Origin of the sequence: Polaribacter sp. (assembly GCF_036480315.1) — a bacterium.
Lineage (GTDB): Bacteria > Bacteroidota > Bacteroidia > Flavobacteriales > Flavobacteriaceae > Polaribacter.
In genome coordinates this window covers 13,612-26,210 of sequence record NZ_JAZGGG010000024.1, presented here as the reverse complement: position 1 = coordinate 26,210, position 12,599 = coordinate 13,612, and the positions used below count along the sequence as shown (strand labels likewise).

The 12,599-nt window shown below is 28.5% G+C and carries 16 protein-coding genes and 2 tRNA genes; 4 read left to right on the top strand and 14 right to left on the bottom strand.

The genetic code is table 11. From position 1 onward, the window contains the following. Positions 1-8: 8 nt before the first annotated feature. Positions 9-1,241 carry a M48 family metallopeptidase gene (locus tag V3V28_RS05115; RefSeq protein WP_331363951.1) on the bottom strand — a complete coding sequence of 411 codons (1,233 nt, stop codon included), beginning with the start codon at positions 1,239-1,241 and terminating at the stop codon, positions 9-11. 123 nt (positions 1,242-1,364) lie between these two features. Between V3V28_RS05115 and V3V28_RS05110 the strand changes: the two genes are divergently transcribed. Continuing rightward, positions 1,365-1,493: a hypothetical protein gene (locus V3V28_RS05110; RefSeq protein ID WP_331363950.1), complete on the top strand. Its 129-nt coding sequence runs from the start codon at positions 1,365-1,367 to the stop codon at positions 1,491-1,493. Between the two features lie 73 nt (positions 1,494-1,566). Here the strand turns inward: V3V28_RS05110 and V3V28_RS05105 are convergent, their stop codons facing one another. The 3 genes from V3V28_RS05105 to V3V28_RS05095 form a co-directional block, all read right to left on the bottom strand. After that, on the bottom strand, positions 1,567-2,370 hold the full coding sequence (locus V3V28_RS05105; protein ID WP_331363949.1) for a carboxypeptidase-like regulatory domain-containing protein: 804 nt from the start codon (positions 2,368-2,370) through the stop codon (positions 1,567-1,569). 81 nt (positions 2,371-2,451) lie between these two features. Next, positions 2,452-2,535, bottom strand: a tRNA-Leu gene (locus tag V3V28_RS05100). 45 nt (positions 2,536-2,580) lie between these two features. Next, positions 2,581-2,653: transfer RNA gene (locus V3V28_RS05095), tRNA-Lys, on the bottom strand. 97 nt (positions 2,654-2,750) lie between these two features. Here V3V28_RS05095 and V3V28_RS05090 point away from each other — a divergent pair. Continuing rightward, positions 2,751-3,266 carry a shikimate kinase gene (locus V3V28_RS05090; protein WP_331363948.1) on the top strand — a complete coding sequence of 172 codons (516 nt, stop codon included), beginning with the start codon at positions 2,751-2,753 and terminating at the stop codon, positions 3,264-3,266. Here the strand turns inward: V3V28_RS05090 and V3V28_RS05085 are convergent. Continuing rightward, a complete protein-coding gene (locus V3V28_RS05085) occupies positions 3,258-3,761 on the bottom strand; it encodes a phosphoribosyltransferase family protein (RefSeq protein ID WP_331363947.1) in 504 nt (167 codons plus the stop codon). The genes V3V28_RS05090 and V3V28_RS05085 overlap by 9 nt on opposite strands. Beyond that, entirely contained in the window at positions 3,758-4,138 is a 381-nt protein-coding gene (locus V3V28_RS05080) for an RNA-binding S4 domain-containing protein (protein WP_331363946.1), read from the bottom strand. Before V3V28_RS05080 ends, V3V28_RS05085 begins: the two co-directional genes overlap by 4 nt. An 81-nt stretch (positions 4,139-4,219) precedes the next feature. Between V3V28_RS05080 and V3V28_RS05075 the strand changes: the two genes are divergently transcribed. After that, positions 4,220-5,092, top strand: coding sequence for an FKBP-type peptidyl-prolyl cis-trans isomerase (locus V3V28_RS05075; protein ID WP_331363945.1), 873 nt, complete (start codon positions 4,220-4,222; stop codon positions 5,090-5,092). Positions 5,093-5,531: 439 nt separating this feature from the next. Here the strand turns inward: V3V28_RS05075 and V3V28_RS05070 are convergent, their stop codons facing one another. The 6 genes from V3V28_RS05070 to V3V28_RS05045 all read right to left on the bottom strand — a co-directional run bounded on the left by V3V28_RS05070 (position 5,532) and on the right by V3V28_RS05045 (position 9,692). Beyond that, positions 5,532-6,131, bottom strand: coding sequence for a porin family protein (locus V3V28_RS05070; RefSeq protein ID WP_331363944.1), 600 nt, complete (start codon positions 6,129-6,131; stop codon positions 5,532-5,534). Between the two features lie 52 nt (positions 6,132-6,183). Next, complete coding sequence (locus V3V28_RS05065) at positions 6,184-7,137, bottom strand: transketolase family protein (protein WP_331363943.1); 954 nt, start codon at positions 7,135-7,137, stop codon at positions 6,184-6,186. A 516-nt stretch (positions 7,138-7,653) separates the two neighbouring features. Beyond that, on the bottom strand, positions 7,654-8,232 hold the full coding sequence (locus V3V28_RS05060; RefSeq protein WP_331363942.1) for a Maf-like protein: 579 nt from the start codon (positions 8,230-8,232) through the stop codon (positions 7,654-7,656). Positions 8,233-8,282: 50 nt separating this feature from the next. Next, the gene (locus V3V28_RS05055; protein ID WP_331363941.1) at positions 8,283-8,621 is read right to left on the bottom strand and encodes a tRNA-binding protein; all 339 of its coding nucleotides are present in this window, start codon (positions 8,619-8,621) and stop codon (positions 8,283-8,285) included. Between the two features lies 1 nt (position 8,622). Further along, positions 8,623-9,087, bottom strand: a complete 465-nt coding sequence (locus V3V28_RS05050) for an Mpo1 family 2-hydroxy fatty acid dioxygenase (RefSeq protein WP_331363940.1) — start codon at positions 9,085-9,087, stop codon at positions 8,623-8,625. Positions 9,088-9,152: 65 nt separating this feature from the next. Then, complete coding sequence (locus tag V3V28_RS05045) at positions 9,153-9,692, bottom strand: YfiT family bacillithiol transferase (RefSeq protein WP_331363939.1); 540 nt, start codon at positions 9,690-9,692, stop codon at positions 9,153-9,155. A gap of 556 nt (positions 9,693-10,248) precedes the next feature. On the opposite strand from V3V28_RS05045, the gene V3V28_RS05040 reads away from it, so the two are divergent. Beyond that, positions 10,249-10,503, top strand: a complete 255-nt coding sequence (locus V3V28_RS05040; protein WP_331363938.1) for a hypothetical protein — start codon at positions 10,249-10,251, stop codon at positions 10,501-10,503. A gap of 242 nt (positions 10,504-10,745) precedes the next feature. Here V3V28_RS05040 and V3V28_RS05035 read toward each other — a convergent pair whose 3' ends face one another. Then, a complete protein-coding gene (locus V3V28_RS05035) occupies positions 10,746-10,970 on the bottom strand; it encodes a hypothetical protein (protein ID WP_331363937.1) in 225 nt (74 codons plus the stop codon). 101 nt (positions 10,971-11,071) lie between these two features. Continuing rightward, the gene (locus tag V3V28_RS05030; RefSeq protein WP_331363936.1) at positions 11,072-12,598 is read right to left on the bottom strand and encodes a formylglycine-generating enzyme family protein; all 1,527 of its coding nucleotides are present in this window, start codon (positions 12,596-12,598) and stop codon (positions 11,072-11,074) included. Position 12,599: the final 1 nt, after the last annotated feature.

Here is a 12,599-nt window from a genome sequence, read left to right as displayed (position 1 = left end):
GCCAAGAATTACTTTTCTAAATTTTTAATTCTTTCCAACAAAGTTGGATGCGAGTAATGCATAAAAACATATGCAGGATGTGGAGTTAAATTACTCAAACTATTTTTTGATAATTTTTTAAGAGATGTAATTAATGGTTTAGCAGCAAATGTTTCTTTGGCAAAATTATCTGCTTGGTATTCAAAAACTCTAGAAATATAGTTCATAAATAAACCTGTAATTTCTGAAATTGGAGAATATAAAATTCCGAATGCAATTAAACCAATATGAAAACTTGGTATAGCAACGCCTAATGCTTCAGATAAAATTGAAGAATTAATAAAAAGGGATAAAATAAATAAGGTAAAACCTGTAAGAAGTATAGCTGCTGTTAAATTAAAAATGATGTGTTTTCTTTTGTAATGCCCAACTTCATGAGCTAAAACAGCAACAATTTCATCAATTTCTAAATCGTTTATCAACGTATCATAAAGTGTAATTCTTTTTTGAGAACCAAAACCAGAAAAATAAGCATTTGCTTTTGTAGAACGTTTAGAACCATCTATAACAAAAATATTATTTAACTTAAAGCCAACTTTTTGCGCATATTCTTCTATAGAAAATTTTAATTCGCCATCTTCTAAAGGAGTTTGTTTGTTGAATAAAGGAACAATCAATTTTGCATAAAATAGGTTCATAAATAATGAAAATACAGCAACTAAAACCCAAGCATAGATCCAAAAATTTGTTCCTGTAAGTTGGTGAAACCATATTATAAGTGATAAAATCCCACCACCCAAAAGTATACTCATCAACCAACCTTTAATTTTATCTAGCCAGAAAGTTTTTTTTGTGGATTTGTTAAATCCGAATTTTTCTTCAATCACAAATGTTTTGTAGTATGAAAAAGGCGTTGTCAATATATCTGAACCCAACATAATTACTCCAAAAAATATTAAAGCAACCAAAATAGGATTGTTTGTATAGCCTCTAGCATAAATATCTAAATATTTAAAACCATCAGCAAAAAAGAAAAACAATGTTAAACCTATAGAAAAATAAGAAGTTAAATTAGAAAATTTATCATTGGTCTTTTTATAAGCTTGCGATTTTTTGTATTCATCTTCATCATAAACATCTGCAAGTCTTGCGGGTATTTTATCATTAAAATGTTTTGCATTTAAAGTGTCTAATATTTTATCAATAATAAAGCTAACAACCAATATTGAAATTAGAATATAAAAAAGAGTAGTAGGCAGCATTTGTATTTTTTTTTTAAGTTTAAACAAGTAAAAGGGTATTTCTTAAAGTTCTGTTAAACTCATATTATTACGTAACATAAGTAATTAGTTGTCGTCATATAGATGTAAACAAAACAATAAATAATGACAACAAATAATAAAGAATCAAAACCGGAAAATAAAAATAATTCAACAGAAATTATTCAATCTAAAAGATATTCTTGGAACTCAAGAAGAAAGTATAACTACAAATACATAACAACTGTATTTTAGTTAGTAATTAGTTAGTTTTTAATAGTTGATTAGGGTCTAAAGCATTGCTTTAGGCCCTTTCCATTTTATAAAACTAGTTTTTTACTGGTATTTTATAACGTTCTATTTTACCTTTTTTAAGTGCTTTGTAATTCTCGTAACAGTCTAAAACGGCTTCAATCATTTGAAGGTCAGAAGCTTTTTTAATAAAATATTCAGAGTAATTACAGTCTGTTAAAAGTTCAGAAAGTTCTTGTCTGTCCATCTCTAGGTATTCCATCATTACTTCTCTATCAAATTTACCTGCTAACATTTTACGTAAATTATCTTCTTTCTTTAATTTCTGAAGCTTTTTAAGCTGCATTGGCTTTTTTCCGAAGAGGTTATATAAGAAATCTACAGGTTGAAATATTGCTGCAATAGGGGAGGAGAAGTCTTTTCCTTTAGGTTTCCCTACTTCATATGTTTGTGGTAAACCATTAATTTTAATTCTTGTAAACCTATCTTTTGGGACTTGTTTTACATCAATTTCTAAAACACCAATTAGTTTGGTAGATCTTATAATAACTTCTTTTATTTCTTCTGGTTTTTCATATAAAGCAATTAAAAGTTCATTACCTTTTAATAAATCGTTGGTAACTTTTAGTTTTATAGATGCATAACCTAGATAAGAAACCAAAATAGTATCATTTACTTTAGTAGGTAATTCAAAAAAACCTCTGTCGTTAGTTATAGTTCCGTGTACAGAGTTTAAGTTTAAAATATGTGCAGCACTTAAAGCACGTTTGTTTTCTGCATGTATAATTTGCCCTTTTAAATTATTAACACGAAGTGAGTCTTTTTGAGAAAAAACGCTTAATGAAACCAGTAAGCATAAAATGAATATTAATTTTTGCATTCTGCAAAATTAACAATAATAGGTCTTAAAAAGGTTAATTATTTGTGAAGAAGTAAATAAAATGATTTTTAAAGTAAAAAGTGCGCACGAGAAGAGTCGAACTTCCACGAACTTGCGTTCACAGCCCCCTCAAGGCTGCGCGTCTACCAATTTCGCCACGTGCGCAAATAATAAAACAAAAAAGTTAAGCAGATGCTTAACTTTTTTTAGTGACCGGGCTGGGGCTCGAACCCAGGACCCTCTCCTTAAAAGGGAGATGCTCTACCAACTGAGCTACCAGGTCAATTTCTTAAATCGGTTGCAAATATACTATCAATCATTCAAAATAGAAGCATAAAAATGATTATTTTTTTTAGATATTTGTACAAAACCTAAAAAATATGAAAATAGTTTTATTAGGCTATATGGCTTCTGGTAAATCAACAATTGGAAAAAAGTTGGCTAAAAAGCTGTATCTCAATTTTATAGATTTAGATAATTATATTGAGGATAAGGAGAAAATGACGATTTCTACTATTTTTAAGGTGAAAGGAGAAATTTATTTTAGACTAATTGAACATAAATATTTAAAAGAAATTTTAAATTCGGATGAAAAATGTGTCCTATCGTTAGGTGGTGGAACACCTTGTTATGCTAATAATATGGAATTGATTAATAATTCTAAAGCAATTTCGATTTATTTAAAAACAAGTATAAAAACTTTAGTAGAAAGGCTTTTAAACGAAAAAAGTAAAAGACCTCTAGTGGCAAATTTAGAGGATGAGAAAATAACGGAATTTGTAGCAAAACATCTTTTTGAAAGAAGATTTTATTATGAACAAGCAAAGTTCTTACTTTCAATCGATGATAAAACTAGTAATGAAGTTGTAACTGAAATTAGAATTCTATTACATTAGATAAGCTATAGATTTATTTTTTGAAAACTCAACTTGTACATGTTCTTTTATTGAAGTTGATAGAGAAATTCCTTTAAAATCTGCCTTTACAGGATATTTTTTATGATTTCTATTAACTAAAACAGCCGTTTTAAACCTTTTTAATGGAACATCTAAAAAATGTTTAATTCCGTATATTAATGTAGTACCAGAATTTAAAACATCATCAACTAAAACCAATGGTTTATTTTTATAATCATTTACTTCTATAGAAGTAGAAACTTTCTTCAAAGGGTTCTTTTTATCAATTTTAACTTCACAAATAGTTACTTTTAGGGTTGATATTTTATGAAGTGCTTCTACCAACATTTCAGCAAAAACATATCCATTACCAATAATACCAGCAATTATAACTTCCTTTTCGTTACTATTAGCTTCATATATTTGATAAGCAATTCTTTTAATTTTTTGCTCAATCTCTGTGGCGTCTAAAATTACATTATTAGTAGTTGTCATATGTCTTCTGTTGTATCTTCTTGATAATCGTCTATATCTCGTCTGTCTTTTTTGGTAGGCCTTCCTGTTCCTTTCTTTCTATAGTAATCTTTTGCAAATTTAAGTAATTCTGTTTTTTCGAATTCCTCTTTTGGGGTAACATCTTTTCTGTATTGGTCTACCAATTTTGCGCCAACTCTACTTTCTGGTAAATCTAAAACTTTTATTTGATAATTTATTTGGTTTTTTCTTATAACAAGCAACTCGTTACCAAACACTTCTTTAGAAGGCTTAATATTCTTACTATCTATCTTTATTTGCCCTTTTTTACAGGCTGTAGTTGCTATAGTTCTTGTTTTAAAAACTCGAATGCACCATAAATATTTATCAATTCTCATAAAAAAAGTTAAAATGTAACGTTTGTCTTTTTACAAAGGTATAAAAATGGTAAATTGCGCCTTCAAAATTTTACCATTAAAATGAATAAAATAAAAAATATAATTGCTTTTGCAATTTTTGCGACCATAATCTATTCTTGCGGAGACAATAATAATATTGTTGTAGATAACTTTGATCATGAAGCACAAGCTTTAATTGACCAGGATTCTTTAGCCTCTTTTTTTAAGAAACATTATTATGATGCAACTCTAGATTCTGTAAAACCAATAACAAGTGGAAAAACTGCATTATTTGACGATTCTAACTTAAAATCTATGGATGTATCTGAAAATGAGATCGATTACATTTTATATTATTACTTGAATAATGTTGGCGATCCTGATCCAGTAAAAGGTTTTCCTACAGTGATGGATTCTGTTTTAGTGAAATATTCTGGGCAAAGAATTGTGAATACAGATAGTATAGGTAGTGTTGCTTTTGATAGAAATAATGGAATTTGGTTTACATTAAACAACGTAGTTAGAGGATGGACACATGGTTTTACTAACTTTAAAGGAGGTAAAAATATTACGAATAATGGACCAATTACTTATGAAAAAGGAGGAAAAGGTATTTTATTTATTCCTTCTGGTTTAGCCTATAGAAATACAGGAACAACTTCAATTAACCCTAATCAGAACTTATTGTTTTATATTAACTTATTTGATATCGTAGAAAATACAGATGCTGATAATGATGGAGTTGCTTCAATTTTTGAAGACCCAAATGGTGATGGTGACCCAAGAAATGATGATACAGATGGGGATTTTACTCCTAACTATTTAGATATTGATGATGATGGTGATGGTGTTTTAACGAAAGATGAAGATGCTAATGGAGATGGAAACCCTGCAAACGATTTTAGTGGAACTGATAAAACGTTACCAGATTATTTAAATCCGGATGTGAAATAAATAATATTTATTTTAAGTATATAAAAAAGCTCTTGAGAAATCAAGAGTTTTTTTTATGCAATAGAGTGCAGGGATTATTGCTAGTTTTTTATTATCTCTTCAGAAACTATTTATATAGATTATTATATACTCAATGCACATAGCTTTACGGTTTTTTTACTCTTTCTTTTTCCCTTTTTCAGCGTTAAAATTTTAAATCGTAGCTACGGCTATGATTGAAAATTTTGCCTTGACAAAGAAAAAAATAAATTTGTCAAAATTCCCGAAAAGCTAAATCCATCGAGTATATGTAAGAAAAATTAGCTATTACAGCTGTATTTGTTACTACAAAAAATGAATTTCTTATAAGTTTTTATGTTTTGTTAAAAGAGTAGATTATAGCGCATAAAAAGAGGGAAAATATATACATATTTTCCCTCTTTTTATATTTGAAATTTATTTATAATTTTAAAGAAACCCCAATAATTATCTGGTTAACTCTAGTATCAAAAGTTTGTGGTACAGTTCCTGAAAGAAAAGTAGATTCAATTCCAGAAAAAGCTCTTTCCCAACGTACATCAATTCCAAATTTACCAATTTCAACGCCACCACCAAATTGTAAACCAACGGTAAACCCTTTTGTGTCCACATCTTTTATGTCATCAAAACTAAAATCAGAATCTAAAATATATTGAAAAGAAGGGCCAATAAATATATTACCAACACCAAAAATCTTTTTTCCTAATAAAACAGGAATATCAATTTTTTGAAAATTATAAGAAGATGTATTTCCAGTAGATTTGTATTTAACATCATTTTCTAAATTTGTGTAGACCAATTCTGGTCTTATATACAAACCAACAACCGGAATTTTAAAACGTAACCAAATACCAGCATGGTAACCTGTTTTACTTTCAGCTCCTTCAAAAAGATCGGTTCCAACTGCTTTAATTGAATTAGAATTGTAGTTTACACCAGCTTTTACACCAAAAGCTATTTGTGCATTTGAAGTTTGACTAAAAGCAAATGCCAAACACATTACTAAAATTATTTTTTTCATCATTTTTATTTTTAAAGTTAATATAAAGACGTCTTATAATCTTAAAACGTTATTATTTTCTAGAAATTACTTTTTTAACAGCTTTTACAACAGCAGCAGCATCTAAACCATATTTTGCCATTAATTGTTCTGGTGTACCTGACTCACCAAAAGTATCGTTAGTTGCTACAAATTCTTGTGGAGTAGGAGCGTTTAATGCTAAAGTTCTTGAAACACTTTCACCTAAACCACCTAATTTATTATGCTCTTCAGCAGTAACAATACACCCCGTTTTAGCTACAGACTTTAAGATAATGTCTTCGTCTAATGGCTTAATAGTGTGTATGTTTATAACTTCAACAGAAATTCCTTCTGCTTCTAGTTGCTCTGCTGCTTGTAAAGATTCCCAAACTAAATGACCTGTTGCAACAATAGTTACATCTGTTCCTTCTGTTAATTGAATTCCTTTACCAATAACAAATTCTTCGTCTGCTGGCATAAATACCGGCACTTTTGGTCTACCGAAACGTAAATAAACAGGACCATCAAAATCTGCAATTGCAATAGTTGCCGCTTTTGTTTGGTTGTAATCACAAGGATTAATTACCGTCATTCCTGGTAACATTTTCATTAAACCAATATCTTCTAATATTTGATGTGTTGCGCCATCTTCACCTAAAGTAACACCTGCGTGAGATGCACAAATTTTTACGTTTTTACCAGAGTATGCAACAGATTGACGAATTTGATCATAAACTCTACCTGTAGAAAAGTTAGCAAAAGTACCTGTAAAAGGAATTTTACCTCCAATTGTTAATCCAGCAGCAATACTAATCATATTTGCTTCTGCAATACCAATTTGGAAAAATCTTTCTGGGTTTTCTTTTATAAATTGATCCATTTTTAAAGAACCAATTAAATCTGCACATAAAGCAACTACGTTAGGATTTGTTCTACCAAGTTCAGTTAAACCATCACCAAAACCAGAACGAGTATCTTTTTTTTCTGTGTACGTATATTTTTTCATTATAAAAATGTTGTGTTGTAAAATTTTCGTAAAAATAAACTTTTATTTCTCTTTAGAGAAAAGAAAAGCGAGAATAGAGAAAAGATTTTTTAACAGTTTGTGATAAAGTATTTCAAAACGTTATAAAATGTATATCTATATTCTTTGTTTATCAATTTTTTTTACAGAAATTATGATTTCTTTTTATTCATTTTTAAGCAAAAAAATAAGCTCTTTTTTTTAAAAGAGCTTATTGATGATTTTTTGTTGAATTTTATTTATCTGTATCTTCTTTTAGAATTCCAAACATTAGAATTTGTGTTACTTAAGGTTAATACTGGTGTAGCAATTTTGTTCTCTACTTTTACTTTTTGATTTCTTATTTTCATAATCTTTAATATTTACAAGTGCAAATTTAGAAGGTTTATGAGTGTTAGAAAACAACAGATTTAATGAGTTTATATGGTATATTACCTCTGCAATAGTTTGTAGATTTTTTTGTATGTAATTTATTGTTTTTTAGACGTTTAAAAGTATTTATAATTCCATTAGTTCTTTGTAAAGTTTATGCACGGGCAAGCCAACTACATTAAAATAACTTCCTTGTATGTTATCGATTGCTATAAAACCAATCCATTCTTGAATTCCGTAAGCACCTGCTTTGTCAAAAGGTTTGTAATTATTGATATAATAATTAATTTCTTCACCAGATAATTCTTTAAAAGAAACTGTAGTTACATCATTTATAATTTTTTGAAAAGACTTATTTTTTATAGAAATAGAGGTAATTACCTTATGTGTATTACCAGATAAATTACGTAACATGTCAAAAGCATCTTCATGATTTTTAGGCTTTCCTAAAGCTTTTCCTTTCAGCCAAACAATAGTATCTGAAGTTATTAGTAAATCGTTTTCTTGTAAATCTGTAAAAGCTTTCGATTTTAAGTCGGCTAAAAAATCTGTGATTTCAGTTTCTTTTAATTCCTTCGAATAAATTTCTTCTACTTCCTTTAATTGAATGGTAAAATCGATATCTAAATCTTTAAAGAATTGTTGTCTTCTTGGCGATTTAGAGGCTAGAATTACATGATAGTTTTGTAGTTTTTCTTTTAACATTGCTTTTTTTTATGAGATTATTTCTCATTTTTTAATCGAAATTGCAAAGACTAATTAATTTGCTCTCCGTTTTTAATTTCTTTAGAAGCTTGTAATAAAACGACTTTTCCATCCGTATTATAAACACCAATGATCAAAATTTCGCTCATAAAATTAGCAATTTGTCTAGGTTTAAAATTTACAATTGCAGAAACTTGTTTGTTTAATAAATCTTCTTTAGAATATAAACCTGTTATTTGTGCACTTGTCTTTTTGATTCCCAATCCTCCAAAATCTATTTTTAATTGATAGGCAGGTTTTTTTGCCTTCGGAAAGTCGTTCACTTCAATTACAGTTCCAATTCTAAAATCAACTTTTAAAAAGTCTTCAAAAGTAATTTCTTCTTGCATATTATTTCTTCTTTCCTAATTTTTGAATTACCCAAAGTGGGCCAATCAATAAAAATTGTAAATCTTTTGCAAACGACGGTTTTTTTCCTTCAACTTTATGTCCCCAAAACTGACCAATCCAAGCCACAACAAAGATAATTATAGAAGTATATAATAAGTTAAGGTTATTTCCTAACCAGAAATTACCAACAATACATAGCAATATTACAAATAGCATTTCTAGAAAATACCAGAAACCTAGTCTTAGATAAAATACAGAAATAATAACACCAATTACTGCAGCCCAATTTTCTAATAATGGATTGTATAAACCAATATTGTTTTCTAAAAAAGTATTTGGTATGCACATTAAAAGCCCAATTACACTAAAGAAAATTAAGGGTACACAGATGTAATGTACTAATTGGTTGGTTTCATTTTGATGACTAACAGCATAATCATCAAACCATTGTTTTGCGGTTTTCATGTATAAATATTAAAAATTTAAAGATATGGATAATTTAAAAATAGAAAAACTAAAACAGATTAGATCTATTTTTGCCAACCTTTACGAGTCATTAATTGTTCTATATGTGCAAAATGATGATTACAATGCCAAGCATAAATGCAAATATTTTCCTTTAAAGAGATTTCTTCATTATTAGAAGGGTGCACAAAAATATTTTCTAAATCACTTTTAGACAAACCTTTTAATAAATAAACCCATTTATTATGTAAAGCTTTTAATGCGTCTATAGATAAAAAAACTGGGGCAAATTTAGAATCGTGTAATTCTGCCCAACGTTCTTCAAAATATACTTTTATAACAGGTTTATCTTCTGTTAATGACCATTTAAAACGTGTGTAAGAATTATGATGACTATCATAACAATGATGTACAACTTGCCTAATAGTCCAACCGCCATCTCTATAAGGTGTGTCTATTTGGTTGTCTGATAAGTCTTTTACTAAAAGCTCTAAATTTTGAGGAAACTTTTCTAAAACGAAAATCCAATCTTCGATGTTTTTAGAAGTTATTTTTTTGGGAATATTTTCATGTCCTATTGGGTATTTAAGTTCTTCTAAATTCATGTTGATTTTCTTTTTTGCACGATAGGTTCTTAAGTTCAAAAATAGCATTTTTTTTAGGATTCAATATTATCTTTAAATTTATATATTAAACCATTCAACTATATTTAAGTCCAAGAACAATCTAACAATTATGAAGCTATCTTCTTTTACAATTATTTTACTGTGTCTTTTTTTATGAATTGTAGTTCACATCAATTATTGAAGCGGCATCGGAAGAAGAGATAGAAAACCCTACATCAAACACTAAACCAAACATTCTATTTGTGATTGCATACGATGTAAGTAAAGATGCAATTCCTAATTATACTGAAGGGAATACTAAAGAAACATGCTAAACTTACAAAGTTTAATGACTAATGGAATTACGTTTGATATTACTTGAGCATATTCAGTTTGTTCGTCAACAAGAGCCTCTATTATTACAGGGAAATACGGAATTAAAACGGGTGTTTTAGAAGTAGGTGATGTTATTTCTACATCAGAAACTTCACTTCAAAAATATATAAACGTTAACACAAGTAATGCGTATGCAACTGCAATTATAGGGAAATGGCATTTGTCTAATAATGCAGATGATCCAATAACAATGGGTGTAGATTATTATGCAAGAGTCTCTACCACAGAAATTCATAATAGTACAAGTTTTAATAATTTACTTACAGATGAGAATGTAACAAAAAGATCTTTTGTTTATTCAGAAAAAGAGAATGCGTACATTGTTAGGAATGTTGCTTATAAGTATATAAAAACGATAATGGAACAGAGGAATTATATAAACTTTCTACTGATGCTTATGAAAGCTCTAGTTTAATTGGTAGTATTTTATCTAGGAAGCTACTGCTGCAAAAACTGTTTTAATTACAGAAGCAGATAGCATTAGAAATTGATTTTTTTGAAGCTATTTCCTGCTTTTTCACTATATATTTTGCTGTAAAGACAAAAAGGATGCGGTTTCAAATGTAAAACATTCAACGACTCCATAAAATAAAAAAGTAGAGTTAATCTGGGTTAAACTAATTTAAGAAGATGTTTTAAAACCTGAAGTCCTTAAGGTTATTCAATAATCTGGTAGTCAATACTTAATTTTCGCAAAGCTCTTAAGCCAGAGCCAGCATTTTTATCTTCCAGTTCAATATCTACAGCATCACCTTCTAAAAGGATTTCTGTAAGCTCATTTGATAAAGAAGAGCTCATATTAGTTGAAATCTCTGCAATACAATTGGCAATTGCTCTTTTATTGGGGCTTTGAGCGTCGCAAGATAATAGGTTTAATTTCATAATATGTATTTATAAATGCAATATACAAGAATTGAAATTAGTTAAATTTTATAACTTGTAGTTTGCATAATTAGGTTTTATATATCAGAAAATAAAAATATCTATTCTATATCTCTAACCAAACGAATTCCTAGTTTTTTATCATCCTTATTTTCTCCAACACCAATAATACTTAAACTGAATACTTTGCGTTTTCCTAAAGATTTTTTTTCATTATTTACTTTATACAAATCTGTATAATCATCACCAGAATTAAAACGTTTTTTTAAGGTATTAAAAGCGCCACCAACAGCACTTGTAGTTGTGTATTCAGATAGATTACCCCAAACATCGTATAAGCCTAATTCGTTAGGTTCTTTTAAACCAACTTTTTGTCGTTTTCCATTACTGTTTTTACTATGCCAAGCGTATTTACTTATATTGTCTGCTTTTTCTTCATTAATACCTCTTTTTTCATCGGTAGTTTTTCTTCCACCAGTAGCAAACCAATACCATTCTTCTTTGGTTGGTAGCCTGTATTTTTTTCCTGTTGCTTTATTTAATTTTTCAAGAAAAGTATCTATGTAGTTTCTAGAAGGAAAAGTGATAGGACACGTTTTACAAGTAGAAACTTTTAACCTATTTACGTCTATAACAGACCAATAAGCTAACTGTGTTAGCTCAAATTTACTTACATGTAAATCTGGAATAGATTCTAAAACAGTATTTCCATTAACATCTATTGCTTCAGAAACACTGGCTTCACCCTTTACCAAAACCATATTTTCTTCAATATTTTTTATTGCTTTTTCTTGAGCTTTTAATGCTTCTTCTTTAACTTTATTTTTTTCAATTACAGGTTTTAATTTATTTAAAACGGTTTTGCTATTAATGCCAATTGCGTTTAGTTCATTAAATTTAATATAAGCTATTTCGTATTTTTTTTCTGCAATTAAAGACCATGCTTTTGTAAGCAAGTCTTTATTTTCTATAAACGGACGAATCTCTTTTTTAATTTCATAAATTTGTTTTAATTTTTCTAAAGGAACATCATTTTCAAAGTTTTTTAAATAAGAAGCACATAATTCGTCAATTTTTATATTAGATGCTAACCATTTATTTATAGAACTCTCATTTCCTTTTTTAATAAGATTAGACGTTTGTTTTAAACGTTCAAAATTCATTGTATCTGCTATTTTCTTAACATGTTTTACAAAGACTTCATTCTTTAACATGTTTTCATCAAATTTTAAACCTTGCTTATTGTATTGTGCTCTTGTAAGTTTTATTATTAATTGAAATTTAGCTTCGCTGTCTCCAGAACTAGCTTTATTTATAAGGTTTACATCTTCTAAATCTGCATTTTTATCAGAAATATCACCTAAATCTACACCTACAGAGTTTTGTAAAATTTGGTATAATGAAACACGTTGGTGGTTTCGAGACATAATTTCTAAATACATAACCAAGCCATTGGTTTCACCACCAAGTAAAGATTTTACTTCTTCTAAATGTTTAATTGTTTTTATGTAGTTTTTAGCACGATATGCTTCTTCTGCATAACTGTATTCTATTTTTGCTAAAGAACTTTGGGCTGTTGAAATAGAAGTAAATAATATAAAAAAGCTAACTAGGGTAAATAATTTCATA

What these genes read in the sequence shown, in the direction of transcription:
- V3V28_RS05115 (WP_331363951.1), bottom strand. Translation starts at nt 1,241, where the DNA reads ATGCTGCCTACTACTCTTTTTTATATTCTAATTTCAATATTGGTTGTT.
- V3V28_RS05110 (WP_331363950.1), top strand. Translation starts at nt 1,365, where the DNA reads ATGACAACAAATAATAAAGAATCAAAACCGGAAAATAAAAATAATTCA.
- V3V28_RS05105 (WP_331363949.1), bottom strand. Translation starts at nt 2,370, where the DNA reads ATGCAAAAATTAATATTCATTTTATGCTTACTGGTTTCATTAAGCGTT.
- V3V28_RS05090 (WP_331363948.1), top strand. Translation starts at nt 2,751, where the DNA reads ATGAAAATAGTTTTATTAGGCTATATGGCTTCTGGTAAATCAACAATT.
- V3V28_RS05085 (WP_331363947.1), bottom strand. Translation starts at nt 3,761, where the DNA reads ATGACAACTACTAATAATGTAATTTTAGACGCCACAGAGATTGAGCAA.
- V3V28_RS05080 (WP_331363946.1), bottom strand. Translation starts at nt 4,138, where the DNA reads ATGAGAATTGATAAATATTTATGGTGCATTCGAGTTTTTAAAACAAGA.
- V3V28_RS05075 (WP_331363945.1), top strand. Translation starts at nt 4,220, where the DNA reads ATGAATAAAATAAAAAATATAATTGCTTTTGCAATTTTTGCGACCATA.
- V3V28_RS05070 (WP_331363944.1), bottom strand. Translation starts at nt 6,131, where the DNA reads ATGAAAAAAATAATTTTAGTAATGTGTTTGGCATTTGCTTTTAGTCAA.
- V3V28_RS05065 (WP_331363943.1), bottom strand. Translation starts at nt 7,137, where the DNA reads ATGAAAAAATATACGTACACAGAAAAAAAAGATACTCGTTCTGGTTTT.
- V3V28_RS05060 (WP_331363942.1), bottom strand. Translation starts at nt 8,232, where the DNA reads ATGTTAAAAGAAAAACTACAAAACTATCATGTAATTCTAGCCTCTAAA.
- V3V28_RS05055 (WP_331363941.1), bottom strand. Translation starts at nt 8,621, where the DNA reads ATGCAAGAAGAAATTACTTTTGAAGACTTTTTAAAAGTTGATTTTAGA.
- V3V28_RS05050 (WP_331363940.1), bottom strand. Translation starts at nt 9,087, where the DNA reads ATGAAAACCGCAAAACAATGGTTTGATGATTATGCTGTTAGTCATCAA.
- V3V28_RS05045 (WP_331363939.1), bottom strand. Translation starts at nt 9,692, where the DNA reads ATGAATTTAGAAGAACTTAAATACCCAATAGGACATGAAAATATTCCC.
- V3V28_RS05035 (WP_331363937.1), bottom strand. Translation starts at nt 10,970, where the DNA reads ATGAAATTAAACCTATTATCTTGCGACGCTCAAAGCCCCAATAAAAGA.
- V3V28_RS05030 (WP_331363936.1), bottom strand. Translation starts at nt 12,598, where the DNA reads ATGAAATTATTTACCCTAGTTAGCTTTTTTATATTATTTACTTCTATT.